A 24,007-nucleotide genomic window follows, 5' to 3' on the forward strand; every position below is an offset into this window, starting at 1 on the left:
AGAAGGCCGCCGATCAGTGGTTGACAGGTGAACATTCAAGCCGCAGACTTACTGAAAATTTGCAGTCAGCGGCTGTTCGGGGGGTGTCGCGTACTGCCGAAAGACGGCTCGGAGAAAAGGACGCTTTCGCGTTTCCCGCTCTTCCGCGGCTGAGAAAGGTTTCAGCATGTCTTCAGGAGGCACGTTCCCCTCCACTGCCTCTGCCGCCGGGAAACGCGTTCTCGCGCTGGCGTTGGGCGTCGGTTTTCTGGCAGGTCTCGCCGGTCCGGCCGCCGGCGCCAGTGCCGCCACCACGGCGGACTCCCAGGCGGTCGTCCAGCAGCAGGCGCCGAGCCTGCCCAGCGGGCGGACCACCTACCGGACCATCACCGACTACAACGACGAGATGCTCGCGCTCAGCGCCCGGCACCCCGGCCTCGTCAAGCACATCACGCTGCCGCACAAGACCCGGCAGGGCCGGGAGGTGTACGGCATCGAGGTCAGCCATGACGTCGACGCCGCCGACGGCAAGCCGGTCCTGTTCATGATGGGCGTCCACCACGGCAACGAGTGGCCCTCCGGGGAGCACACGCTGGAGTTCGCCTACGACCTGATCGGCAACGACGGCGAGGACCCCCGGGTCACCAATCTGCTCGACAAGGCGCGGGTCATCTTCGTCCCGGTCGTCAACGTCGACGGGTTCGTCATCAACCGGCGTACGAGCTGCGGCGTGTCCCCGACGTGCGCGAGCAGCGCCGGCGTCGACATCAACCGCAACTACCCCTTCGGCTGGGGCAGCAACGCCGGTTCCAACGCCACGACCCGTGGCCCGGGGCCCGGCTCCGAGCCCGAAGTGCAGAACGTCATGGACCTGACCAAGAACAACCAGGTCACGGTCCTGATCACGAACCACACCTCCGGCCACACGGTCCTTCGCCCGCCGCTGGAGAAGCGCGCGGGCGACACCCCGGACGAGGCCGTCTACGCCGCCCTCACCGACGCGATCACGGCCGAGAACGGCTACACCGGCATGAAGTCGGGCTTCGACTACGAGACGACCGGCGAGACCCCGGACTGGTCGTACTACGCGACCCGCGGCCTCGGGTTCACCTACGAGATCATGAAGACCCAGTCGACCAACAACACCTATCCCGAGGTGGTCGAGGACTACACGGGCACCGGCCGCTACGAGGGCAAGTCGAACCGCGAGGCGTTCATGGTGGCCCTGGAGTACGCGGCCGATCCGGCCGGGCACTCCGTCATCACCGGCAAGGCGCCGAAGGGCGCGGTCCTGAAGGTCTCCAAGGACTTCGACCTGTGGACCGCGCCGATCAGGCAGGCGAACAACGTCGTCGACCCGCCCCAGAGGGTCCCCACCCACCTGGAGTCGACGCTGGTCGCCCCCACCAACGGCAAGTTCGCCTGGCACGTCAACCCGTCCGTACGGCCGGCCCCGGCCTACACCGAGACCGGCGTCGTCGCCACCGGGCCGGGCAACTTCATCAAGGAGAGCTGGACGCTGACCTGCGCCCGTCCGACGGGTGAGGTTCTCGAGACGGTGCACGTGACCGTCGACCGGGGCGAGCAGGTCGACGTGCGGCTGCAGGAGTGCAAGACGCGGTTCAACGGCAACGGCCCGAAGAGCTGACCGACACCACACAGCAGCAGCGAAGCCGGGCGGTCCCCACGGGGGCCGCCCGGTGGTGTTGCACCCGGCGGGCGCTTCGCGATTCATGAGTAGGCGGCCGGCCGGGGGGCGGGCCGTCACCCCACGAGGAAGGGAAGTGTTCCACGATGAGGCACGTCCCGGAGACCGGCCGGTCCCTCGCCGTGCTGGACGCCACCCGGATCGCCGCGAACCTGCGGGCGCTCTTCGACGGCCACCGGCTCTCGCCGTCGCAGCGCCGGATCGCGCGCTATCTACTGGACAACGCGCAGGAGGCCGTCTTCTTCACCAGCGCGGACCTCGCCGAGCGCGCCGGGGTCAGCCAGCCGTCGGTCACCCGCTTCGCCGCCGCGCTCGGATTCCGCGGGTTCCCCGAGTTCCGGGAGGCGCTGCGCCTGTCCGTGTTCGGCGATCGGCCGCCGGACACGACGGGCGACCGCTTCAACGAGATCCAGGAGCTGGTCGACTCCGAGATCCGCGACCTGGAGCGGCTGCGTGACGGCCTGGCCGATGCCGGCCAGCTCCGGCGGGTGGCCGGACGGCTGGCCAGGTCGAGCCCCCTCCTGGTCATGGGCATGCGGATCTCCGCGCCGCTGGCGCATCTGTTCGGCTACCTCGCCGAGAAGGTGCTCCCGGACGTACGCGTGCTGGACGTGCCGGGCTCGGTCCTGGAGGACCGGCTGAGCAGGGCGGCCGAATCGGGTGCCGAGTGGGTGCTCGCCATCGGGCTGCCGCGCTATCCGCGTGAGCTGGCGCAGGGGCTCGTCTGGGCGCGGCGCGCCGGGCTGAAGGTCGCCCTCGTCACCGATCAGCCGGTGGGTCGCCTCGCCGAACTCGCGGACGAGGTCCTGCCGGCCCCGGTGAGCTCGGAATTCGCGTTCGACTCCCACGCCGGCCCGACGGTCCTGTGCACCGCGCTGCTGCACTGCATGCTGGACGTCCTCGCCGCCGAGGGGCAGACCCGGCTGGAGGCGTTCGACGACAGGGCCGCGGAGCGTCAGGTCTTCCTCACCGGCTGACCGTTGATCGCGTCGAGCAGACCGGGGAACGCCTCGTCCATGTCGGCGCGGCGCAGCGAGTTCATCCGTGAGGTTCCCACGTAGTACTGCCGGATCAGGCCGGCCTCGCGCAGCACGGTGAAGTGGTGCGTGGCGGTGGACTTGCTGACCGGGATGTCGAATCCCCCGCAGGGGATGTCCGTGCCGGAGGCGTCGAGCTGCGCGACGATGCTCCGGCGTACCGGGTCGACGAGGGCCTCCAGCACCTGCTGGAGGCCGAACTCCGACACCTCTGGGTGTGGGGGCGTACGTGCCATGGCGCCCATAGTACGACACCTGTCGAAGTTTGACAGTGATCGTACCTTTGCCGCACAGTGAACCGCGACCACCACGAGCGGAGGGCGACATGGCGAGGACTGTGCGGTTCCACGAGATCGGCGGGCCCGAGGTGCTGCGGCTGGACGACCTGGAGCCGGGCGAGCCTGGACCGGGCGAGGTGCGGATCCGGGTCGACGCGATCGGCGTCAACAGGGCCGAGATCCTGTTCCGGCGCGACCGGTACATCGAGCCGGTCACGCATCTGCCCGCGAGGCTCGGCACCGAGGCCGCCGGTGTCGTGGAGGCGGCCGGCCCGGATGTGGCCGGGTTCGCGGAGGGCCGGACGGTCAGCGTCCTGCCGGGCTTCTTCTCGCAGAACGACTACGGCGTGTACGCCGAGCGGGCGATCGTGCCGGCGTCCGCGCTGCTGCCGCGCCCCGACGGGGTGGACGCGGTGTCCGGCGCGGCGGTGTGGATGCCCTACCTCACGGCTTACGGCGCGATGGTGGAGGTGGCCGGGATTCGAGCGGGCGACGTGGTGGTGATCACCGCGGCGTCCAGCAGCGTCGGCCTGGCCGCGATCCACACGGCCGTCCGCGTCGGCGCCACGCCGATCGCCGTCACCCGCACCCGCGCCAAGAGACGTCGGCTGATCGAAGAGGGCGCCGCCGAGGTCGTCGTCTCCGACGAGGAGGACGTCGCGGGACGCGTGCTGGAGCTGACCGGGGGCAGGGGCGCCGGCCACGTCTTCGACGCCGTCGCCGGACCTGGAGTGACGGAGCTCGCCCGGGCCGTCGCCCCCGGCGGGACGTTGCTCCTGTGGGGTGCGCAGAGCGGGCAGCCGACGCCCTACCCGGGATTCGACCTGGGCATGCCCGCGCTGAACATGCGCACGTACACGATCCTGGAGATCACCAAGGACCCCGAGCGACTGCGCCGCGCCGTCGCCTTCGTGGCCTCGGGCCTGCGTACGGGTGCCTTCCGCCCGGTGGTGGATCGCCTGTTCTCGCTGGAGGAGGTCGTACGGGCTCACCGCCACATGGAGTCCGGCACCCAGATCGGCAAGATCGTCCTCACCGTGGACCACTGAGCCCTGATTCCGTGGCACAACCGTGCACACGTGGGCGAGCTGCCATGCGTGGGTCACGGTGTCGTCCACGACCCCAAGGCGAGAATCGGGCACGAGGTGGACGTGGCCGTCATCGGCGTCGCTGACGGCGGCAAACCGCCGCTACTGGCCATCGGCGAAGCCAAATGGAATGACACGATGGGGATCGCCCATATCGAACGTCTCCGGCACATCCGCGACGTGATCGCAGCGTCCGGCCGTTACGACACCACCCGCACGCGTCTCGTCTGCTTCAGCGGGACCGGATTCAACGGAAAAGCACTGACCGCCTCATCCGATGTGCATCTGATCGACCTCCCGGCGTTGTACGGCAGGGCCTGACGCGGCCGGCTCACGGTGGCAGGGAGGCCGTCGGTAGGGTCCCCTGGACGGGATCCGACGAGGGGAATGCGTGAGCGTGGTGGAGCGGACCGGCGAAGCGAGGTTGCACGAGGTGGAGCGGGGGATCTTCGCGTGGGTGCAGCCGGACGGCACCTGGTGGCTGAACAACGCCGGAGCCGTGGCAGACGACGGCGGCGTCCTGATCGTCGACACCTGTGCTACCGAGGCACGCACCCGGCGGTTCCTCGGCGCGGTCGCCGCGGCGACCGGCGACGCCCCGGTCCGGATGGCGGTGAACACCCACCAGCACGGGGACCACTGCTACGGAAACAGTCTGCTTCCGGATGACACGGTCGTCTTCGGGCACACGGCGATGAGAGAGGCGTTGCTGGCCGATCCGCTCATCGACGGATGTCCGCCGATCTGGACGCCGGTGCCCGACTGGGGACACGTGACGCGCCGCCCGCCGTCGGTGGTGTTCACGTCCGGGCTGACCGTCCATCTGGGGACGCGCCGCGTCGAGTTGCGGCATCCCGGCCACACCGCCCACACCCCCGGGGACGTGGTGGCGTGGCTTCCCGGCGAACGGGTGCTGTTCGCGGGGGACCTGCTGTTCAACGGGCTCACCCCGCTGGTGCTGATGGGGTCGGTCGAGGGGGCGTTGCGGTCGCTGGACTGGCTGGCCGCCTTCGAACCCGCACACGTCGTGCCGGGACACGGGCCGCTCGCCACCGCCTCGGAGTTGCCGGAGGTGCTGGCGGCGCACGAGCGGTACTACCGCTTCGTCCTCGGCGTCGCCCGGACGGGACGGGAGAACGGGCTCACCCCGCTGGCCGCCGCGCGGGCGGCCGACCTGGGCGAGTTCGCCGGATGGGCGGACGCCGAGCGCCTGGTGCTCAACCTGCACCGCGCCTACGCCGAGGCGGAAGGCGGCGAGGTGGATCTCCTCGCCGCCTTCGGCGACGCGATGGCCTGGCACGGTGGGCCGCTGCCGACCTCAGTGTGAGGCCGGCGTCACGACCAGCCCTGCAAACCGGCTCCGTACGGATAGAGGGGGTTGCCGTAGGTGGTGGGGACGGTCTGGCCCGCGTCGATGCGGGCCCGGATCTCCGACCGCTGGGCGGCGGTGGCACCCAGGTCGTAGGGGAGGTTCCAGTCCTCGACGGCGTCGGCGAGCACGTCGCCGCCGCCCGGTTTGAGGATCTGGTCGAGGCTGCGCGGCAACTGCCACGGCAGGCGCCCGCGCGGCGTGTAGTCGCCGAACAGGAGGCTCGCCGTGGCCGGGCCGACCTCCTCGCCGCCCCGGTACGTCACCACGATGGCGTCGGCCAGGCCGTTCCACTCGCTGATCACGATGGGCCGGGGGAGGGTGAGCACGACGACCACCGGAACGCCCTGGTTCTTGAAGTCCTGGATGACGGCCAGCTGGTCGGCGGGCAGCTGCGGTTGCTCCTTCACCCAGGCGGTGGCGTGGGTGTAGGTCGGCTCGCCGACGGCCACGATCGCGAGCTTGGGTGAGGGACCGGTGTCCTGGTGGACGTTGACGCCCGCCGTGGCCGCCCGCGCCTTCACCGCGTCCAGCAGGGTCTGCGAGCCGTACTCCTGGTGGAAGAAGCTCGTCCAGATGCAGCAGGCCGATCCGTCGGTGGCCCGTGGACCGGCGACCACGACGTTGTCGCCCGCCTTGAGCTTCAGCGGGAGCACGCCGTTGTTCTTGAGCAGCGTGACGGACTGCCGGGCGGCCTGGTTGGCGAGCGCGACGTACGACGGCTGGTGGAACCGGTAGGGCCCGTTCACCGGGTCGCCGTACGGGCGCTCGAACACGCCGAGCGTGAACTTCAGACGCAAGATCCGGGTCACGGCGTCGTTGATCCGCGCCATCGGCACATTGGCGAGGAACGTCGCCATCGTGAACCCGGTGGCTCCGGGGTCGGCCCCGCCCATCACGTCCGAGCCGGCGTTCGCGGCCTTGACCCAGACCGAGGACGGCAGCCAGTCGGTGGTGATGAGACCGGTGTAGCCGAGGTTGTTCCGCAGGTAGTCGAGGATCGGCTTGCTGTCGCCCGCGCCCGACCCGCCCGGGTCGAGGTAGGAGCTCCCGGCGTAGCCCGGCATGATGTTGACGGCGCCGGCCTCCATCGCGGCCCTGAACGGGATCATATGGTACTTGATCGTCACCGCGTCGTAGGTGATCCCCGCCTCGCCGCCCGCGCCCTCGCCCGGCCAGTGCTTGACGGTCGCCAGCACCGAGGCGGGGTTGAGCTCGGGGCCGCCCTGCAGCCCGGCCACCAGCGCGCGGACCTGGGCGGCGGCGACGTCGGCGTTCTCGCCGTTGCCCTCCTGGATGCGGGGATAGAGGACCTTGGTGCCGACCTCGGCGAGCGGGCCGAGCACGCCGCGCGCCCCGACCTCCAGCTCCTCGCGGCGCTGCATGTCGCCGAGCCTGTAGTCGAGCGCGTAGTCCTTGCCCGCCGCGAGCGCGCTCTGCAGCGGATAGGTGGTCTGGTATCCGGCGATGGTGTCGCCCGCCGAGACCGGCGGGATGCCGAGCCGGGTCCCGGACGCGTTCAGCAGCACGGCGTGCAGGTCGTTCGGCAACGCGGGGCCGAAGTGCCAGCCCGAGAGCGGGTAGCTCTGGGCGTTGTAGAACATCTGGTACGCCTTCTCTTCCGGCGTCATCCTGCCGAGCAGATCGTTGACCCGGGTCTCGACGGGCAGCCGCCAGTTCTCGTACGGCTCGATCGTCCCGTTCTTGTTGAGGTCGCGGGCGCCGTTGACGACCGCCACGCCGTCAGTGACCTGCTCGACGTCGGGTAGATAGAGGCTGAAGGTGCGGATGTTCGACGTCGTCCTGGCGCCCGACCCGCTCACCGCGACGATGAACCACTTGTACGTCCACCGGTCGGGGATGTCCCAGGAAGGCGTGTAGCTCGTGCCGGTCGGCTCGGCGACCTTGGTGTAGAGGTCGATCAGGTTGCCGGAGGCGGTGAAGTCGTAGTCGGTGCGGCTGACGTTCAGCCAGACCTCGTAGCGCACCGCGCCGGAGACGGCCGCCCAGGAGAACGCGGGCCGCCGGGTGTCGGTGATCATGGCCTTGTCGGCGGGGGCGGACAGTGCGAACTGACCGGTGGTCGCCGGGGCCCTGGTCGGCGGGGACAGCAGGGGCGCGGTCGTGGCCGCCGTATCCACCGTGCCGAAGACCTGGAACTCCCACAGCGAGTAGCCGTAGCCGGTGGCCCTGGCCGTGCCGACGAAGCGGACATAGCGGCCGTCGCCGGTGACGTTCAGGTTCTCGACCCCGCCCTTGCCGCTGGTCGTGGTGTGGATCGGCGTCCATGACGTGCCGTTGGCGGACACCTCGATCCGGTAGCCGGTGGCGTACGCCGACTCCCAGTTGAGCGTGACGCCGGTGATGTGCCCGGCCCCGCCGAGGTCCACCCGCAGCCACTGGTCGTCGGAGTACTGGCTCGACCAGCGGGTCGTCGTGCGCCCGTCGAGCGCCGCCGCCGGAGCGTTGCCGCCCTCCCAGGACGAGGCCGTCACCTGCTTGTACGCCGAGATCGGCGTGCCGCTCGGCGGCGGGTCGGTGGTGCCGCCGCCACTCGTGTGGACGGCGAACTCCCACAGCGAGTAACCCCAGTCGGTGGCGCGGGCGGTGCCGTACACGCGGACGTAGCGGCCCGAGCCGGTGACGTCGAGGGTCTGCGTGCCGCCGGTGCCGGTGGTGGTGGAGTAGACGTCGGTCCAGGTGGAGGCGTTGTCGGAGACCTGGATTTTGAATGCGGTGGCGTAGGCCGCCTCCCAGGTCAGGACGACCTTGCAGATCGTTCTGGCCGAGCCGAGGTCGACCTGGAGCCACTGCGGGTCGGCGGCGGCGCTGGACCAGCGGGTGCCGGGGTCGCCGTCCACGGCGGCCGATGCGGGGGTGCCGGCGTTCTCGGTGGACGAGGCCGTGGCGGGCCGGTTCAGCGCCGCGTCGGCGCCGCCGCAGGTGCCGCTCGACGTGGTGCCGTAGACCTGGAACTCCCATAGGGAGTAGCCGTAGCCGGTGGCGCGGGCGGTGCCGTACAGGCGGACGTAGCGGCCCGAGCCGGTGACGTCGAGGGTCTGCGTGCCGCCGGTGCCGGTGGTGGTGGAGTAGACGTCGGTCCAGGTGGAGGCGTTGTCGGAGACCTGGATCTTGAATGCGGTGGCGTAGGCGGCCTCCCAGTTGAGGGCGACCTGGCTCAGCGTCGCGGTGGACCCGAGGTCCACCTGGAGCCACTGCGGGTCGCCGAACGCGCTGGACCAGCGGGTGCCGGTGTTCCCGTCGACGGCGGCCGACGCCGGTGTGCCGGCGTTCTCGGTGGACGAGGCCGTCGCGGTCCTGCCCTGCGACAGCAGGACGGGTGCGGCGTGCGCGGGCCCGGCGACGATGCTCGCGAGCAGCGCCAGCGCCACAGCCAGGACGAGAGCGAGCCCGCGCGGGAACGGAAGGGTGTGCTTCATGGCGTCTCCTGTCCGCGCTACCAGCCGACCGCGACCAGCAGCCACTGCGGGTCGCCGTGCGAGATGAACGACGAGTGACCGGCATAGTCGTCGTAGGGGAAGCCGTAGGCGAGCTTGCCGATGGCGTGGTCGTGCCAGAACTTCGCGTAGTAGTTCGCCGGGGCGGCCTTGTAATAGCCGGACGGGTCCGACTGCTGGGCGTCGGACAGCCCGGCGACGTGCCGGTTCAGCGCCGCGCACATCTTCGGCGCCTCGGCGAGCGGCCCGGCGCACCCGGTGACCTGCGAGGTCGTCGCCGTGACGCCCTGCTGGGCGGCGTAGCCGGTGAAGTAGTTCGCGTACGCCCCGCCGGGCTGGAAGATCGAGGCGCTGCCCGGCGCCGGAATGCGGTACGGCGCCTGCACCTGGGCCAGCGGCTTGAACTCGGCGGGCACCTCGTCGACGAACCGCTGGAACGTCGCCGCGCGGGACTCGGCGAAGGTGGCGTAGTCCTCGCCGACGGCCACGTCGTAGCCGTCGCGGGCGTGCAGGCGCATCGCGAGCTTCAGGCCGAACGCGTCCACCCGGGTCGTGTTGCCGTTGAACACCGAAGGCCCGACGGTGAACTCGATGAAGTCGTAGTACTGGCTGTTGGGGGAGCCGAGGGAGAAGTACATCCGGCCCGCCGTGTTGGCCGGCATGTCGAAGTAGGGCTGCTCGGCGATCGAGTGGACCTGGCCGTTGTAGCTCCAGTAGACCTGCGAGTCGGGATACTGGCCGTTGGTCCGGTTGAGGATCTTCACCATGACGACGTTCCTGGCCGCCGGGATGTTCGAGGTGTCGCCCCAGAAGGCGTCGGGCGGCGGAGTCGTCGGGTCCGTCGAGCCGCCCGTGGTGTTCACGGTGAAGCTCCACAGCGAGTAGCCGTACGCGGTGGCGCGGGCGGTGCCGTACAGGCGGACGTAGCGGCCCGAGCCGGTGACGTCGAGGGTCTGCGTACCGCCGGTGCCGGTGGTGGTGGAGTAGAGGTCGGTCCAGGTGGAGGCGTTGTCGGAGACCTGGATCTTGAATGCGGTGGCGTAGGCCGCCTCCCAGGTCAGGACGACCTTGCAGATCGTTCTGGCCGAGCCGAGGTCGACCTGGAGCCACTGCGGGTCGCCGAACGCGCTGGACCAGCGGGTGCCGGTGTTCCCGTCGACGGCGGCCGACGCCGGTGTGCCGGCGTTCTCGGTGGACGAGGCGGTCGCGGGCCTGCCCTGGGCGGCGTCGGCCGTGCCGCACGTGCCGCTCGACGTGGTGCCGTAGACCTGGAACTCCCATAGGGAGTAGCCGTACACGGTGGCGCGGGCGGTGCCGTACAGGCGGACGTAGCGGCCCGAGCCGGTCACGGTGAGGGTCTGCGTGCCGCCCGTTCCGCTCGTGGTGGAGTAGACGTCGGTCCAGGCCGAACCGTCGGCCGACACCTGGATCTTGAATGCGGTGGCGTAGGCGGCCTCCCAGTTCAGGGTGACCTGGCTCAGCGTCGCGGCGGACCCGAGGTCGACCTGGAGCCACTGCGGGTCGCCGAACGCGCTGGACCAGCGGGTGCCGGTGTTCCCGTCGACGGCGGCCGATGCGGGGGTGGACGCGTTCTCGGCGGACGAGGCCGTCGCGGTCCTGCCCTGCGACAGCAGGACCGGCGCTGCGTGCGCCGGCCCGGACACGGCGGCGCCGGCCACGACGCAGGCCGCGACCAGGGTCAGCCCGCTGAGCACGGCTGTCAGAGCACGGCGGGCGGAATGGAACGTTGGGCGTCTTCTCATGGTGGCGATTCCTCTTCGGGGGGTGAACAGGGCGAGCCCTGACCCAGACAATGATCGCCTTCGATACTTAGGTCAATACTTGAATTTAGTACGCAATGAATTGATCTTGACTGGTGTCGTCCGCAAGGTCGCCGGCCGGGAGTCGGCGTTCGCCTGCTTTCCTGCGGCGTCGACGGCTTCGCGTGCCGGTCCTACAGCCGGCTGAACACGGAGGCCAGCGTTTCGATCTCCTGTGCGGAGAGCTTGTCGATGAAGTGGCGGCGCACCGCGGCGTCCAGGCCGGGGTGCGCGGCGGCGATGGCGGCGCGGCCGGTGTCGGTGAGGGTGACGATGACGCCGCCGGTGCGCTCGCGGGTGAGGAGTCCGCGGGTGCTCATGCGGGTGAGCTGGTGGGAGAGGCGAGTGCGATCCCAGCCGAGTGACGCGGCGAGCTCGCTCTGGCGCAGGGCGCCGCCCGCCTTCTCGAGGCTGACGAGGATCGACAGGTCCGGCTCGGACAGGCCCGCCGCCTCGGCGGTGTCCGCGATCACGCGGGCCCGGAGGACCTCGTGGGCGCGCTTGAAGGCGACCCAGAAGTCGACGGGCTCCGGCGTGGCCCCGGTCGCGGCCTCGTCCGGCGCGGCGGTCTCTCCGTTGCGTGTTGACATATCAACATGCCTCTTCCTAGTGTTGAAATATCAACGCTAACAGACGGCTGTGCTCGCGGCAGCCCTGTCGGCGGCGTCCATGCTTTCCCACCCCGCAGGAGGCGCCATGCACACCCGACCTCTTGGAACCGGCGGTCCTCGGGTCGCCCCTCTCGCCCTGGGCTGCGCCGGCATGTCCGACCACACGGCCCCCGCCGACGAGGCCGACGCCATCGCCACGATCCGCACCGCCCTCGACGCCGGAGTCACCCTCCTCGACACCGCCGACTTCTACGGCATGGGCCACAACGAGGACCTCATCCGCCGCGCCCTCCGCGCCGGCGATCGCGACAAGGTGCTCCTCAGCGTCAAGTTCGGCGGTCTGCGCGGCCCCGACGGAGCCTTCGTCGGCATCGAGGGCCGGCCCGCCCACGTCAGGAACGCGCTCGCCTACTCCCTGCGCCGCCTCGGCGGCGACCACGTCGACATCTACCGCCCAGCGCGCCTCGACGCCGCCACTCCGATCGAGGACACGATCGGCGCGATCTCCGAGCTGGTCCAGGCCGGGTACGTGCGCCACATCGGGCTCTCCGAGGTGGGGCCGCAGACCATCCGCCGTGCCCACGCCGTGCACCCGATCTGCGATGTGCAGATCGAATACTCCCTGTTCAGCCGTGGCCCCGAGACCAACGGCATCCTGGACACCTGCGGCGAGCTGGGGATCGGCGTCACCGCCTACGGGGTCCTCGCGCACGGCCTGCTCACCGGCGCCTACCGGCAACCCGCCGGCGGCGACCCGCGCGCCGGCTGGCTGCCGCGCTTCCACCCCGGCAATCTCGCCACGAACCTCGCCCTCGTCGAGCGGCTGCGGCCGCTCGCCGACGCGCACGGCATCAGCGTCGCGCAACTCGCCACCGCCTGGGTCGTCGCGCGGAGCCGCGAGCGCGGCACCATCGTGGCCGTCCTCGGCACCCGCCGGCCGCACCGCGTCGAGGAGGCCCTGGCCGCGGCCGGCGTCGCCCTGACCGACACGGACCTGCGCGCGATCGACGAGGCCGTCCCGGCCGGCGCGGTGGCCGGCACCCGATACGCCGCACCCCTCATGGCCCTGCTGGACAGCGAGTCGCCATTCACCGAGAGAACAGGCCGCGAATCATGAACACAGCCATGTCACCGCTCGCCGAGCCGGCCCGGTCCGGGAAGCCGATCGGAGTAGGGATCATCGGGCTCGGGGCGGACGGAAGCTGGGCCGAGCGCTCTCACCTGCCGGCCCTGCGCGCCGTCCCGGGTTACGAGCTGAGGGCCCTGAGCACGAGTTCGAAACAGTCGGCGGAGCGCTCCGGACACAAGCACGGAGTGTCGCGCACCTTCGGGACGGCGGCCGAACTGGCCGCCTGCGACGAGGTGGACCTCGTGGTCGTGGCGGTGAAGGTGCCGCACCACCGGGAACTGGTGCGGACGGCGCTGAGCGCCGGCAAGAGCGTGCTGTGCGAGTGGCCGCTCGGCAACGGGCTCGCGGAGGCCGAGGACATGGCGCGGCAGGCGCGCGGCCGCGTGGTGCCGACCGTCGTCGGACTCCAGGCGCGGTCGCACCCGGCCCTCGCCTACGTGCGGGATCTCGTGGCCGACGGCTACGTGGGGGAGGTGCTGTCCACGACGGTCGTCGGCTCCGGCGGCGCCTGGGGCGCCATCGTCGGCCCCGGCGATCACCACGTGCTCGACGCCGCCAACGGCACGACACTGCTGACCGTTTCCTTCGCCCACACCCTCGACGGACTCGCGTCCGTCCTGGGCGAGCCCGAGGACCTGCGGATCCACCTTGCGTCGCGGCGTACGTCGGCCGTGGACACCGGGAGCGGGCGGCCCGTGCCCATGACCGCCGCCGACCAGGTGGTGGCCTGGGGACGGCTGCCGGGCGGCGTGGTGGCCACCTTCCACTACCGCGGCGGCATGTCCCGGGGCGTCAACTTCCGCTGGGAGATCAACGGCACCGAGGGCGACCTCGTCATCACCGCTCCGATCGGCCATCTCCAGCTCAGCCCGATCACCCTCGAAGGCGGCCGCGGGACAGCGGGACTCGCTCCCCTGACGGTGCCGGACTCATACGTTCGCGTCCCGCGGCTGGACCCCCACGCCGACGCGCCGGCGTACGCGGTCGCGCACGCCTACCAGCGGTTCCTGGACGACCTGCGGGAGGGCGGCACGCCGGGCGTGCCTGATTTCGCGCACGGCGCCGCCCGGCACCGCGGCATCGAATCCGCCATCACGACGGACTGACGGCGAAACCTCAGCCGCCGGGCGAACCGTTCGATGACGCGGCGGGTGACCCCGGGGGACAGGAGCGCGTCTCCGGCGGCCACGGCGGTCACCGCGCGGCGCAGCTCGGCCGGTTCGACGTCCTTGGTCAGGAAACCGCTGGCTCCGGCGCGCAGCGCGGCGAACACGTGCTCGTCGGTGTCGAAGGTGGTGAGGATGACGACCCGGCAGTCCTGGCCCGTGACGATGCTCCGGGTGGCCGTGATGCCGTCCGTCCCCGGCATGCGGATGTCCATGAGGACGAGGTCCGGGCGGATGCTCGCGGCCAGCCGTACGGCCTCGGCGCCATTGGCGGCCTCCCCGACGACGGCCACGTCCCGCGAGCGGGCCGGCAGGCTGCGGAAGCCGGCCCGTACGAGCGCCTGGTCGTCGGCGAGGAGCACTTTGATCGTCACTCCGCCGAGCCTGCCACAGGGATCTCGGCCCTCACGGCGAAGCCCCGGGGCGCCGGACCGGCGGTGAGCGTGCCGCCGAGGGCGCGCACCCGCTCGCGCATGCCGGTGAGGCCGTTCCCCTCGGTGACGCCGCCGCCGGAGGGGTCGCCCTTGCCGTTGTCGGCGATCTCGACCGTGATCGATCGCGGGTGGCGGCCGACCGTCACCTCGGCCATGGTCGCCCCCGAATGCCTGAGCGTGTTGGCAAGGGCCTCGGGGGCTCGGTGCCGGCGGGGCCCTCCCGCAGGTCGCGGTATTCGGCCTCGCGCAGCAGGTCGCGCCGGCGCAGCGACGTGGCGTAGGCGAGCCCCGCGGCGACGAGGGCCGCGAGCAGCAGCCCCTCGCCGAGGGTGTGCATGAGATACCGGACGAGGTTTCTGTCGATGATCAACCGGGCGTCGACGGCGGAGTAGACGAGCTGGGCGACGCCGACGGCGACCACCCAGCGCGGGCGGGAGGCGGTGGCCGCGGTGAAGTACGCGGCCGCCACCGGCCAGATCCACCCGGCGGGCGAGGGATGCCCCAGGTGGTAGGCGAAGACGGCGGCGACCGACAGCAGCAGCACGGGCATCGGCCACCGGCGCCGGACGAGCAGGAGCGCGCCGAGGAACAGCGCGACAGGGATGACGCCGTCCCACGGCGGTCGCACCCCGGTGGCGAGGGCGACGGCCACGAAGAGGACCACGGTGAGAGCGGCGAGCGCGACGTCGGCGATCCAGCCGGTCTGGCGAACCGGGGCGGCCGGGTGGGCGGAGGCGGGCACTGTGTGCGATGCGGCCTTGCGAGGCCTTTCCCGAGGGGACTGGTGACGCCGTAACGCTAGGCCGGGCCGCGTCCGCGCCGCGTCGTCCGGCCACAGGCACCTCGGGCCTTCTCCGTCCGGGGTACGGCTACTCCGCCGGGAGTATTCCGGCTTCGCGGAGACCTGACGCGGGCGAGCCTGTAAACGGAAGCGGGTGCCCCGCGACTCGCGTCACGGGGCACCCCGGGTGAATCAGATCGGTTCCTGCCGCCGGTTCAGGACTGGTTGAACAGCGAAAGGGTCAGGGTGGAGTGGTATTCGCCGGCGGCGACGTCGACGGAGGTGCGCAGGGCGAGGTCGGCGTTGACCTGCGAGGTGCCGATCTCGTCGGCGGAGTTGGCGGTCGAGACCAGCAGCTCCTGGCCCTCCAGACCCACGGCGGGGGCTCCGGTGCCGTCGGAGACGACACTGGAGACCGGCTCACCGGCTGAGACCGCGCCGGTGGAGGAGTCGCTCAGCAGACGCGGCTTCCAGCCCAGGTATTCGGGGCCGATGGTCTTGGCCGGGTCGTCGGAGGCGACGAACTGGCTCGCCTGGCCCACGACCGCCCAGTACTCGCCGGCGGGGATCTCCTCGGGGGTGCGGGTGTCGGTCACCGTGACCGTCGGCAGAGTGCCGGTGAACTGGCGGGCGGCGGCGTCGGAGCCGTTCTCCTGCAGGGACACCCCGTTGTTGTCGGCCACGGTCATCGACAGCTGGCCGGGGGTGGTCGTGGGCTCGATGTTCACCGACACGTCGATGCCGCTGCCGGGGTCGTCGGCCAGCGCGGGAGTGGCCACGCCGGCGAGGGTGAGGCCGAGCACCGACGCGGCGAGCACCTGCGTGGTCCTGTTGATTGTCATGTGGTCATTCGCTCCATCTATGAGGGGCGGGGCCGGCCGGCTGTTCGGCCGGCCGGCCCCGGTTGAGCTACGGCGGTGTCCTCGTCGTGGGGACCGTGGTCACCGCCGGTGCGGCCGGCGGCAGCCGGCCGCGGGGTGAGCGGCTCAGCGGCAGCCGGCCGCGGAGTAGGCCGCGTCGTAGGTCGAGGTGACCTGCTTGCCGCCGATCGTCGCGGTCCCCTTCACGGTCACCGTGCCCGCGTCGATCTGGGCGGTCCGGGTGTTGAAGGACTGGTAGGCCTGCTTGCCCGGGGCCACGTCGGCCACGGTCTTCTTGCCGAACGGGGTGTTCAGCTCGATCGTGGCCGGCGCGTCAGCGTTGTTGACGGCCGTGACCGCCAGGTACGCCGAGGTGCCGATGCAGCGGGACGTGGCGGTGACGGTCAGCTTGACCTCCGGCGAGTCCTTCGGGCCGCGGATGAGCGTGAAGTCGTCCACGTCGAAGTTCGCCCCGGTGAACACCAGGTAGAGCTTCACGCTCCCCGAGGGGACGTTCGTGAGCGGCGTCGAGACGTCCGCGTACGACTCCCACCCGCCGGTGTTCGGCACGGTGACGCTGCCGAGCACGGGGCCGGTCGGTGAACCGGTCCTGATCTCGAAGCCGCCGCTGGGGTCGGGGGAGGCCACCCGGGCCGTGAACCGGGTGACGCCGGTGAGGTCCACGCCGTCGTACGCCGCCCAGTCGCCGGGGTTGACGTAGCCGAGCACGGTGCCGCCGTGCGCGGGGGCGTGGGGGTAGGTGTCGACGCCGTTCGCCTCGGTCCAGCTCTCGGCCTGGACGGTGACGTCGCCCTCCGCCGGGCCGAGCTCCTTGATACGGATGTTCCGGAACGCCACCTCGTCGCCGTCGCCGTGGTTCTGGATGCCCACGTAGCCCTGCTGGAGGGACCGCTTCGGGTCGGTGTTGAGGAAGTCGTTGATCTTCACGCCGTTCAGGAAGATCTGCAGGCGCTCGCCCTCCACGCGGATCTCGTAGGTGTTCCACTGCCCCGGTGCGTTGAGCGCGGCGTCCCGGGCCTTGAGGTCCGCCGACTGGAAGCCGTAGACCGACCCGGTCGTCTTCTCCGGGGCGTCGGTGGCGTCGATCTGGATCTCGTAGCCGTTGTCGACCGCCGACCACGGGTCGTCCGAGGCGGGGAAGCCGACGAAGACGCCCGCGTTGTCGTCGCCGCGCATCTTCCAGTCGAGCTTGAGCGAGTAGGAGTGGAACTCCTTCGCCTTGTACCAGAACAGCCCCAGGCCGCCGTGGGAGGTCAGGGTGCCGTCGGCGTTGGTGAATCCGCCGGGCCCGGCCTGCTCCCAGCCGGTGGTGCTGCCGTTGTAGAGCGTCGTGTAGCCGGTCTCGGGACGGCAGTCGGCCTTGAGGTCGCCCATGGCGTACCTGATGCCGCCGAGCAGGTGCTGCCGGAACTCCGGCTCGGAGAACGAGGACGCCGTGTGCCCGCCGCCCGTGTAGAACGACCGGCCGCCCTGATACTCCTTGCACCAGGCGATCGGGTGGTCGTCGCCCATCTTCCCGCCCGAGTACGACTTCTCGTCGAGCGTGGCCAGCACGTGCGCGGTGCTGCGGGCGTTGGTCCGGTAGTCGTACCACTCGTCGGTGCGCGTCCACGTCGGCCCGAGGTGGGCGGTCGCCGGGTGCGCCCGGTCCTCCACCTTCACGGTCGCCTGCTGGACGGCGGGGTGGGAGGCGAACCACGCTCCGACCAGGCCGCCGTAGAACGGCCAGTCATACTCGGTGTCCGCCGCCGCGTGGATGCCGGCGTAGCCGCCGCCCGCCTTGACGTACGCCTCGAAGGCCGCCTGCTGGGCGTCGTTCAGCACGTCGCCCGTGGTGCTGAGGAACACCACGGCCTTGTACTTCGCCAGGTTCTCAGCGGTGAAGACGGCGGGGTCCTCGGTCGCGGTGACCTTGAAGCCCAGGTCCTTGATCGCCTGGACGCCCGCCGGGATCGAGTCGTGCCGGAAGCCGGCCGTACGGGAGAAGACCAGGACCTCGCCCTCGGCGCCGCCCGGGGCCGCCGTCGTCCACTTCTGCGCGGCGCGGCCGTCACACGTCCTGATGACGATCTGGGCGGGGTCGGTCGCGTCGAGGCACTTGCCCGACTGGGGGTTCTTGATGGTGCCGTCCGTGCCGACGGTCCACATCTGCGCGCCGACGCCGGAGACGCAGTCCCAGATCTGCACCCGCGTGCCGTCGGCGGTGCCGCCGTTGGACACGTCGAGGCACTTGCCGAGCGAGCGGAGGGTGTTGCCGCTGACGGTCCAGACCTGCGCCCCGGTCCCGTTGCACTCGTAGAGCTGCACCTTGGTGCCGTTGGCGGGGTCGGCGTTCGCGACGTCGAGGCACAGGCCGGCGGCGCCGACGATCGGTGCCGGGCTTGCGCCGGCCGGCGGCTCGGCCGTCAGCGTGAAGTCGTCCAGGTCGAACAGCGCGCCGTCGTGGCCCTGGAAGACCAGGAAGAGCTCGGTCGTCCCGGCCGGGGCGTTCGACAGCGGCGCGGACACGTCGGTGAACGTCTCCCAGCCGCCGGTGACGGGCACGCTCACCTTGCCCAGCAGGGTGCCGGTCCGCGACCCCGCGCGCACCTCGAGGGTGCCGCCCTTCCCGCCGGAGGAGACACGGGCGGTGATCCCCTTGGCCTTGCTCAGTTCGTAGGGCTTGAAGGAGATCCAGTCGCCCGCGTTGATGTCACCCACGGTCTTGCCGCCGTGCGCATTGCTCTTGCCGATCGGGTTGACGCCCTGGGAGGCGGTGTAGTGCTCGGCCTGGCGGTGCCGCGGCTGCAGGATGTGCTGGGTGTGGGTGGTCAGCCCGCCCTTGTCGGTGTATTCGGCGTCGAACACCGCGAAGATGTTCGCCGCGTCGTCGTGCTCGCCGTCGACCGGGATGGTCAGCTCGCCCGAGCAGCCGGTCTTCGAGGAGATCTGGTGGCCGTGGCTGTCGTGGCCGAGCACGTAGGTCATCTTGACCTTCGCGCAGTCGATCTCGCCGTCCTCCGGGTCGGTGACCTTGATCGAGAAGGGGACCGGATCGCCCCACTGGAACAGGCTGCCTGCCACGGGCGTCTCGATGGTCACGGTCGGCGCGGTGTTGCCCGCCGTGACGACCACGCTCGCGCTGCCACTGTTGCCCGCGGGGTCGCGCACGGTGAGCGTCGCGGTGTACGTGCCGTCCTTGTCGTACGTCTTGACCGGGTTCGCCTCGGTGGAGGTGGTGCCGTCGCCGAAGTCCCAGGCGTAGGTGAGCGTGGCGCCCTCGGGGTCGGCGGAGCCGGCCGAGGAGAACGTGACCGTGAGAGGCGTCTTGCCCGACGTCTTGTCGGCCTTGGCCACGGCGATCGGGGAACGGTCGCGGCCCTTGACGTACTCGAAGCGGTACAGCGCCGAGTTGGCGTCGCCGTTGAAGTAGCCGGTGCCGTAGTCGAGCACGTACAACGCGCCGTCCGGGCCGAACGCCAGGTCCATCACCTGGGTGCCGGTCCAGGGGAAGTCCGCGATGTCGCCGCGTGTGCCGTCGGCCTTCACGTCGATCGCCTTGATCCACCTGCGGCCGAGCTCACCGGCGAAGAAGTGGCCGTCCAGGTCCTGCGGGAACTTGACCGCGGACTTCAGGTCGGCGTCGTAGCGGTAGACCGGCCCGCCCATCGGCGACTCGGAGCCGCCGCCGAACTCGGGCGGAGAGCCGGCGTCGCCGCCGTACCTGATCCACGCGGGCTGCGCGGGCGGCAGCGTGCGCTGCCCGGTGTTGCGCGGGGAGGCGTTGACCGGCCCGCCGGCGCAGTCGTACTTCGCTCCGGAGGGACCGGAGGGGAAGGTGAACTTGTTGTAGGTCTCGACCGAGGTGTTGGTGCCCGTGCAGTACGGCCAGCCGTAGTTGCCGGGGCGGGTGACGCGGTTGAACTCGACCTGGCCGCTCGGCCCGCGGTTGGCGTCCGTGGTGCCCGCGTCGGGACCGTAGTCGCCCACGTAGACCACGCCGGTGGCCTTGTCGACGCTCAGCCGGAACGGGTTGCGGAAGCCCATGGCGTAGATCTCGGGCCGCGTGTCCGGGGTGCCCGGCGGGAACAGGTTGCCCTCGGGGATGTCGTAGGTGCCGTCCGGCTTGACCTTGATGCGCAGGATCTTGCCGCGCAGGTCGTTGGTGTTGCCGGAGCTGCGCTGGGCGTCGTACGCCGGGTTGCGGTCGGGCCGCTCGTCGATGGGGGAGTAGCCCGACGAGTCGAAGGGGTTGCTGTCGTCGCCGGTCGACAGGTAGAGGTTGCCGTCGGCGTCGAAGTCCATGTCGCCGCCCACGTGGCAGCAGATGCCGCGGTCGGCCGGCACGTCGAGGATCTTGACCTCGCTGGACTTGTCCAGCGTCCAGTCGGGCTTGATCGTGAACCTGGACAGCCGGTTCACGCCCTTCCAGGCCGAGAAGTCGGACGCGGTGGCCGGGGCGTCGCCGTCGGGCGTGTCGAGGCGGGGGGCGTAGTAGAGGTAGACGAACCGGTTGGTCGCGAAGCCCGGGTCGGCCGCGATCCCCTGGAGGCCCTCCTCGTCGTGGGTGTAAACGTTCAGCGTGCCGACCACGGTGGTGTCGCCGCGGGCGTCGGTGCGCCGCAGGACCCCGTCACGCGCGGTGTGCAGCACCGACAGGTCGGGCAGCACGCTCATCGTCATCGGCTCGCCCATCTCGGCGACGCCCTTGGCCATCTCCACGCGCTGGTAGTCGGCGGCGTCGACGGGCGCCGCGTGTGCCTGGGCCGGCGCGGCCGGGGTGAGCACGGTCAGGCCCGGGAAGGCCAGGAGTAAGGCGCAGGTCTGCGCGATCCGTCTTCTTACGCGATCGGTCGGCCGCCTGGGGGGCATGGGCGGAGGTTCCCTTCGTCGGTGCGGTACGCCCGGCACGATCCCGGGCGCGCGACCTCGCTTCACAGATCCACCTCGGAAGCGGTGATCGCACCGAACGTAAGCTCCTTTTGTCGACTTGTGAAGATAGTTCGGTCAAAACTGGATAACTTTCGCCGGGCAAAGCGAAAGTTCCTGTGCCGGCCGACGCCTGGCGCAGACCGTGTGCCGTGATGGGTCTCCTGGGTAGCAACCCGGGCATGGTCTCCCCAACGGCAGGACGGGTCGAGCGTCCGGTGATGTACCACCACTGGTCCGACATCACCTTCATCCACTGGAGATATCCGCCCGGCATCGTGCAGGCGTTCCTGCCGGACGGGCTCACCGTCGACACCTACGAGGGGGCCGCGTACGTCGGGCTCACGCCGTTCCTGATGCGCGGCGTGCGGGCGCCCGGGCTGCCGCCGCTGCTAGGGCTGTCGCGCTTTCCCGAGACCAACGTGCGCACCTACGCGCGGGACGCCCGGGGGCGGGGCGGCCTGTGGTTCCTGTCGCTGGACGCCGGGAACCTGCCCGCCGTGCTGGGCGCCCGGGCCGCGTACGGGCTGCCGTACTACTGGTCGGACATGTCCGTGACCGGCGCGGGGGAGCGGCGCCGCTACCGCTGCGGGCGCCGGTGGCCGGGCCCCTCCGGGGCGCGGTGCGACGTCGACGTCGACCTCGGGGCCGCGCTGGGCGAGGCCGAGCGGGACGGGCTCGCGGACTTCCTCGTGGAGCGCTACCGGCTCTTCACGGTCGTCGCGGGCCGTCTGGTGACGGCGGAGGTGGAACACCCGCGCTGGCCTCTGCACCGTGCCCATGTGTCCGGACTGGAGCAGGGGCTGCTCGAGGCGGCCGGCCTGCCCGCGCCCGATCACGATCCGCTCGTGCACGCGTCTCCCGGCGTGCCCGTAGGGGTCGGCATGTGGCGCCCGGCCGCCCGCCGCGCCGGCTGAGGTCCCTCCGCAGGGCGCGGGGTCAGGCGCCGGGCTCCTCGAAGCGGTCGAGGTAGGCGGCGTACCAGGCCCGCTCCTCCTCCACCAGCGCGTGCCTGTCGGCGTAGACGTGGTCGAACATGAGGTCCACCGGCGGGTCGGGCATGGCGATGACCCCGTCGCGCAGTTCGAGGGCGATGCGGTCGCCCTCCTCCTCGACCTCGGTGAAGAACGCGTCGTCGGCCATGCCCTCCCGCAGCAGGTACGCCCGCAGGCGCGCGATCGGGTCCTTCTTCCGCCACGCGTCCACCTCTTCGGCGGGCCGGTAGCGCCCCGGATCGTCGGAGGTGGTGTGCGGGCCCATCCGGTAGGTGTGCGCCTCGATGAGGAACGGCCCGCCCCCGGAGCGCACGTGCCGCAGCGCGGCCCTCGTCACGGCGAGGCAGGCCAGCACGTCGTTGCCGTCCACCCGTACGCCGGGGAAGCCGAAGCCCCGTGCCCGCTCGTAGATCGGCGCCCGGCTCTGCCGCCCGGCGGGGTGGGAGATGGCCCACTGGTTGTTCTGGCAGAAGAACACCACCGGCGCGTCGAACACGGCGGCGAAGTTGAACGCCTCGCTGACGTCCCCCTCGCTCGCCGCGCCGTCGCCGAAGTAGGCCACGACGGCCGAGTCGTCGCCGTCCCTGCGGACCCCCATGGCGTACCCCACGGCGTGCAGCGTCTGCGCGCCGAGGACGATCGTGTAGAGGTGGAAGCGCGTCTCCCGGGGGTCCCAGCCGCCGTTCGTCGTGCCGCGCAGCATGCCCATGAGCGTGAGGGGAGCGATGCCCCGGCACCAGGCGACGCCGTGCTCCCGGTAGGAGGGGAAGACGTGGTCGTCCGGCGCGAGCGCCCGGCCCGAACCGATCTGGGCCGCCTCCTGCCCCAGACAAGGGATCCACATCCCCAGTTCGCCGAGACGCTGGAGGGCGAAGGCCTCCCGGTCGATCCGGCGGACCAGCGCCATGTCGCGATACAGCCCCCGATACTGGCTCTTGGACAGATCCAGGTCGTACTCGGGGTGCGCGACACGCTCGCCTTCGGGCGTGAGCAGCTGGACCAGATCTTCGGCCTCGTCCTGGCGCCGCACGTCGTCTCCTCTCTGACAACGGTGACCGGTGCCGGCGCCTCCATCACCGCGAGGTCATCGGCGCCGTGCGAAGCCAATCATTCCGGCTGTACGGCCCGCGAGATCACACGGCGTGCCCGCCACGCCGATGAGCTGCGCTTTCTCGTTGAGAGCGGAAAGGCGAGGGTCAGCCGGTCGCGGTGGCGGGGCGCAGTCCCGCGAAGACGATCGCGAGCGTACGGGCCCGCAGATCCGGCTCCCACCGGGTGTGCAGGGACGCCTGGCACAGGCCTATCAGCAGGGCCATGACCTCCGGCGCCCGGACGTCGGGACGTACGGCCCCGGCCTGCTGGGCCCTGCCGACGAGCACCTCGACGGCCTCACGCAGGGCGAGGACCGGCTTGGCGACGGTCACCGGGATGCCCGCCTGCGCGAGCAGGTCGACGACGGTCTTCTGCTCCGCGGCCTGCTCGACCGTGCGGGTGAAGAAGGTGAAGAACGCGGTGGCGGGGTCGCCCTCCGCCGCGAGCGCGCGGGTCTCCTCGGTCAGCCTGACGGCGATCGCGTGCATGATCGCCTTCAGTAGGGACTCCTTGGTGGGGAAGTGCCGGAAGACGGTCCCGATCCCGACCCCGGCCTTCTGGGCGATCTCCTCGGTGGAGGCGGAGGGGCCCTTGGCCGCGAAGACGGCCTCGGCCGCCTCCAGGATGCGCGTCCGGTTACGTTGGGCGTCGGCGCGCAGCGCTCTCACCGGCCCGGCGGAGGCGTCCGGCTCGGGAACGCGCTGGTCGTTCGGCATCCCTCGGCTCTCCCACGCCTCGATTGACATCCGGATTCGCCGCTTCATAGCCTATAACCGAAGTGGAGACTCCGATTGTAGGTCACGCCGCAGCGAGGAGTGCAGATGTTCGAGAGGTTCACCGACCGTGCGCGGCGGGTTGTCGTCCTGGCTCAGGAAGAGGCCAGGATGCTCAACCACAACTACATCGGTACTGAGCACATTCTTCTTGGTCTGATCCATGAGGGTGAGGGTGTGGCGGCCAAGGCTCTGGAGAGTCTTGGGATCAGTCTCGAGGGGGTGCGCCAGCAGGTCGAGGAGATCATCGGCCAGGGGCAGTCGGCGCCGTCGGGACACATCCCCTTCACGCCGCGGGCCAAGAAGGTTCTTGAGCTGTCGCTGCGCGAGGCGTTGCAGCTCGGGCACAACTACATCGGCACCGAGCACATTCTTCTGGGGTTGATCCGGGAGGGTGAGGGTGTCGCGGCGCAGGTGCTGGTGAAGCTGGGCGCCGATCTGAACCGGGTGCGTCAGCAGGTCATCCAGTTGCTGCACGGGTATCAGGGCAAGGAGCCGGC

The 24,007-nt window shown here is 70.9% G+C and carries 20 protein-coding genes; 9 read left to right on the forward strand and 11 right to left on the reverse strand.

The window, feature by feature from the left end:
- Window positions 1-166: 166 nt before the first annotated feature.
- A complete protein-coding gene (locus HHX30_RS17645) occupies window positions 167-1,627 on the forward strand; it encodes a M14 family zinc carboxypeptidase (RefSeq protein WP_169983035.1) in 1,461 nt (486 codons plus the stop codon).
- A gap of 146 nt (window positions 1,628-1,773) precedes the next feature.
- Entirely contained in the window at window positions 1,774-2,664 is an 891-nt protein-coding gene (locus HHX30_RS17650) for a MurR/RpiR family transcriptional regulator (protein WP_169983036.1), read from the forward strand.
- Here the strand turns inward: HHX30_RS17650 and HHX30_RS17655 are convergent.
- The gene (locus tag HHX30_RS17655) at window positions 2,643-2,960 is read right to left on the reverse strand and encodes a helix-turn-helix transcriptional regulator (protein ID WP_169983037.1); all 318 of its coding nucleotides are present in this window, start codon (window positions 2,958-2,960) and stop codon (window positions 2,643-2,645) included. The genes HHX30_RS17650 and HHX30_RS17655 overlap by 22 nt on opposite strands.
- 89 nt (window positions 2,961-3,049) lie before the next feature.
- On the opposite strand from HHX30_RS17655, the gene HHX30_RS17660 reads away from it, so the two are divergent.
- The 3 genes from HHX30_RS17660 to HHX30_RS17670 all read left to right on the forward strand — a co-directional run bounded on the left by HHX30_RS17660 (window position 3,050) and on the right by HHX30_RS17670 (window position 5,417).
- The gene (locus tag HHX30_RS17660) at window positions 3,050-4,051 is read left to right on the forward strand and encodes a zinc-dependent alcohol dehydrogenase family protein (protein ID WP_169983038.1); all 1,002 of its coding nucleotides are present in this window, start codon (window positions 3,050-3,052) and stop codon (window positions 4,049-4,051) included.
- Window positions 4,052-4,081: 30 nt separating this feature from the next.
- On the forward strand, window positions 4,082-4,411 hold the full coding sequence (locus HHX30_RS17665; RefSeq protein WP_249350143.1) for a hypothetical protein: 330 nt from the start codon (window positions 4,082-4,084) through the stop codon (window positions 4,409-4,411).
- 70 nt (window positions 4,412-4,481) lie between these two features.
- Window positions 4,482-5,417 carry an MBL fold metallo-hydrolase gene (locus HHX30_RS17670; protein ID WP_311922526.1) on the forward strand — a complete coding sequence of 312 codons (936 nt, stop codon included), beginning with the start codon at window positions 4,482-4,484 and terminating at the stop codon, window positions 5,415-5,417.
- A gap of 8 nt (window positions 5,418-5,425) precedes the next feature.
- On the opposite strand, the gene HHX30_RS17675 is transcribed toward HHX30_RS17670, so the two are convergent.
- The 3 genes from HHX30_RS17675 to HHX30_RS17685 form a co-directional block, all read right to left on the reverse strand.
- Window positions 5,426-8,899 (reverse strand): discoidin domain-containing protein, encoded by a 3,474-nt coding sequence (locus HHX30_RS17675; RefSeq protein ID WP_169983039.1) that lies wholly within the window; start codon window positions 8,897-8,899, stop codon window positions 5,426-5,428.
- 17 nt (window positions 8,900-8,916) lie between these two features.
- Entirely contained in the window at window positions 8,917-10,680 is a 1,764-nt protein-coding gene (locus HHX30_RS17680; RefSeq protein ID WP_169983040.1) for a discoidin domain-containing protein, read from the reverse strand.
- A 191-nt stretch (window positions 10,681-10,871) separates the two neighbouring features.
- The gene (locus HHX30_RS17685) at window positions 10,872-11,327 is read right to left on the reverse strand and encodes a MarR family winged helix-turn-helix transcriptional regulator (protein WP_169983041.1); all 456 of its coding nucleotides are present in this window, start codon (window positions 11,325-11,327) and stop codon (window positions 10,872-10,874) included.
- 106 nt (window positions 11,328-11,433) lie between these two features.
- On the opposite strand from HHX30_RS17685, the gene HHX30_RS17690 reads away from it, so the two are divergent.
- Together HHX30_RS17690 and HHX30_RS17695 are read left to right on the forward strand one after the other, a co-directional pair.
- Complete coding sequence (locus HHX30_RS17690; RefSeq protein WP_169983042.1) at window positions 11,434-12,465, forward strand: aldo/keto reductase; 1,032 nt, start codon at window positions 11,434-11,436, stop codon at window positions 12,463-12,465.
- Window positions 12,462-13,583, forward strand: coding sequence for a Gfo/Idh/MocA family protein (locus HHX30_RS17695; protein ID WP_169983043.1), 1,122 nt, complete (start codon window positions 12,462-12,464; stop codon window positions 13,581-13,583). The genes HHX30_RS17690 and HHX30_RS17695 overlap by 4 nt, the downstream gene beginning before the upstream one ends.
- On the opposite strand, the gene HHX30_RS17700 is transcribed toward HHX30_RS17695, so the two are convergent.
- The 5 genes from HHX30_RS17700 to HHX30_RS17720 form a co-directional block, all read right to left on the reverse strand.
- Window positions 13,472-14,017 (reverse strand): response regulator transcription factor, encoded by a 546-nt coding sequence (locus tag HHX30_RS17700; protein WP_169983044.1) that lies wholly within the window; start codon window positions 14,015-14,017, stop codon window positions 13,472-13,474. The two genes, HHX30_RS17695 and HHX30_RS17700, sit on opposite strands and share 112 nt — an antisense overlap.
- Window positions 14,014-14,232, reverse strand: a complete 219-nt coding sequence (locus HHX30_RS40695; RefSeq protein WP_211592138.1) for a sensor histidine kinase — start codon at window positions 14,230-14,232, stop codon at window positions 14,014-14,016. Before HHX30_RS40695 ends, HHX30_RS17700 begins: the two co-directional genes overlap by 4 nt.
- A complete protein-coding gene (locus tag HHX30_RS17710; RefSeq protein WP_169983045.1) occupies window positions 14,220-14,819 on the reverse strand; it encodes a hypothetical protein in 600 nt (199 codons plus the stop codon). The genes HHX30_RS40695 and HHX30_RS17710 overlap by 13 nt, the downstream gene beginning before the upstream one ends.
- 254 nt (window positions 14,820-15,073) lie before the next feature.
- Window positions 15,074-15,700 (reverse strand): hypothetical protein, encoded by a 627-nt coding sequence (locus HHX30_RS17715; protein WP_169983046.1) that lies wholly within the window; start codon window positions 15,698-15,700, stop codon window positions 15,074-15,076.
- A 144-nt stretch (window positions 15,701-15,844) separates the two neighbouring features.
- Complete coding sequence (locus HHX30_RS17720; protein WP_169983047.1) at window positions 15,845-20,590, reverse strand: ThuA domain-containing protein; 4,746 nt, start codon at window positions 20,588-20,590, stop codon at window positions 15,845-15,847.
- 212 nt (window positions 20,591-20,802) lie between these two features.
- Here HHX30_RS17720 and HHX30_RS17725 point away from each other — a divergent pair, with 212 nt between their 5' ends.
- Complete coding sequence (locus HHX30_RS17725) at window positions 20,803-21,564, forward strand: YqjF family protein (protein ID WP_169983048.1); 762 nt, start codon at window positions 20,803-20,805, stop codon at window positions 21,562-21,564.
- Between the two features lie 22 nt (window positions 21,565-21,586).
- Here HHX30_RS17725 and pdhA read toward each other — a convergent pair whose 3' ends face one another.
- Both pdhA and HHX30_RS17735 read right to left on the reverse strand, forming a co-directional pair.
- Complete coding sequence (gene pdhA, locus HHX30_RS17730) at window positions 21,587-22,672, reverse strand: pyruvate dehydrogenase (acetyl-transferring) E1 component subunit alpha (RefSeq protein ID WP_169983049.1); 1,086 nt, start codon at window positions 22,670-22,672, stop codon at window positions 21,587-21,589.
- Between the two features lie 166 nt (window positions 22,673-22,838).
- Window positions 22,839-23,450 carry a TetR/AcrR family transcriptional regulator gene (locus tag HHX30_RS17735; protein WP_169983050.1) on the reverse strand — a complete coding sequence of 204 codons (612 nt, stop codon included), beginning with the start codon at window positions 23,448-23,450 and terminating at the stop codon, window positions 22,839-22,841.
- A gap of 105 nt (window positions 23,451-23,555) precedes the next feature.
- Between HHX30_RS17735 and HHX30_RS17740 the strand changes: the two genes are divergently transcribed.
- Window positions 23,556-24,007, forward strand: a 452-nt coding sequence (locus HHX30_RS17740) for a Clp protease N-terminal domain-containing protein (protein ID WP_280175326.1), incomplete at its 3' end; no start/stop codon positions are given.

The organism is Microbispora sp. H10836 (assembly GCF_012999525.1).
Lineage (GTDB): Bacteria > Actinomycetota > Actinomycetes > Streptosporangiales > Streptosporangiaceae > Microbispora.

Bases quoted from the DNA above. Each gene is read 5' to 3' on its own strand.
- HHX30_RS17645 (WP_169983035.1), top strand. From the start codon at position 167: ATGTCTTCAGGAGGCACGTTCCCCTCCACTGCCTCTGCCGCCGGGAAA.
- HHX30_RS17650 (WP_169983036.1), top strand. From the start codon at position 1,774: ATGAGGCACGTCCCGGAGACCGGCCGGTCCCTCGCCGTGCTGGACGCC.
- HHX30_RS17655 (WP_169983037.1), bottom strand. From the start codon at position 2,960: ATGGCACGTACGCCCCCACACCCAGAGGTGTCGGAGTTCGGCCTCCAG.
- HHX30_RS17660 (WP_169983038.1), top strand. From the start codon at position 3,050: ATGGCGAGGACTGTGCGGTTCCACGAGATCGGCGGGCCCGAGGTGCTG.
- HHX30_RS17675 (WP_169983039.1), bottom strand. From the start codon at position 8,899: ATGAAGCACACCCTTCCGTTCCCGCGCGGGCTCGCTCTCGTCCTGGCT.
- HHX30_RS17680 (WP_169983040.1), bottom strand. From the start codon at position 10,680: ATGAGAAGACGCCCAACGTTCCATTCCGCCCGCCGTGCTCTGACAGCC.
- HHX30_RS17685 (WP_169983041.1), bottom strand. From the start codon at position 11,327: ATGTCAACACGCAACGGAGAGACCGCCGCGCCGGACGAGGCCGCGACC.
- HHX30_RS17690 (WP_169983042.1), top strand. From the start codon at position 11,434: ATGCACACCCGACCTCTTGGAACCGGCGGTCCTCGGGTCGCCCCTCTC.
- HHX30_RS17695 (WP_169983043.1), top strand. From the start codon at position 12,462: ATGAACACAGCCATGTCACCGCTCGCCGAGCCGGCCCGGTCCGGGAAG.
- HHX30_RS40695 (WP_211592138.1), bottom strand. From the start codon at position 14,232: ATGGCCGAGGTGACGGTCGGCCGCCACCCGCGATCGATCACGGTCGAG.
- HHX30_RS17715 (WP_169983046.1), bottom strand. From the start codon at position 15,700: ATGACAATCAACAGGACCACGCAGGTGCTCGCCGCGTCGGTGCTCGGC.
- HHX30_RS17720 (WP_169983047.1), bottom strand. From the start codon at position 20,590: ATGCCCCCCAGGCGGCCGACCGATCGCGTAAGAAGACGGATCGCGCAG.
- HHX30_RS17725 (WP_169983048.1), top strand. From the start codon at position 20,803: ATGGGTCTCCTGGGTAGCAACCCGGGCATGGTCTCCCCAACGGCAGGA.
- HHX30_RS17735 (WP_169983050.1), bottom strand. From the start codon at position 23,450: ATGCCGAACGACCAGCGCGTTCCCGAGCCGGACGCCTCCGCCGGGCCG.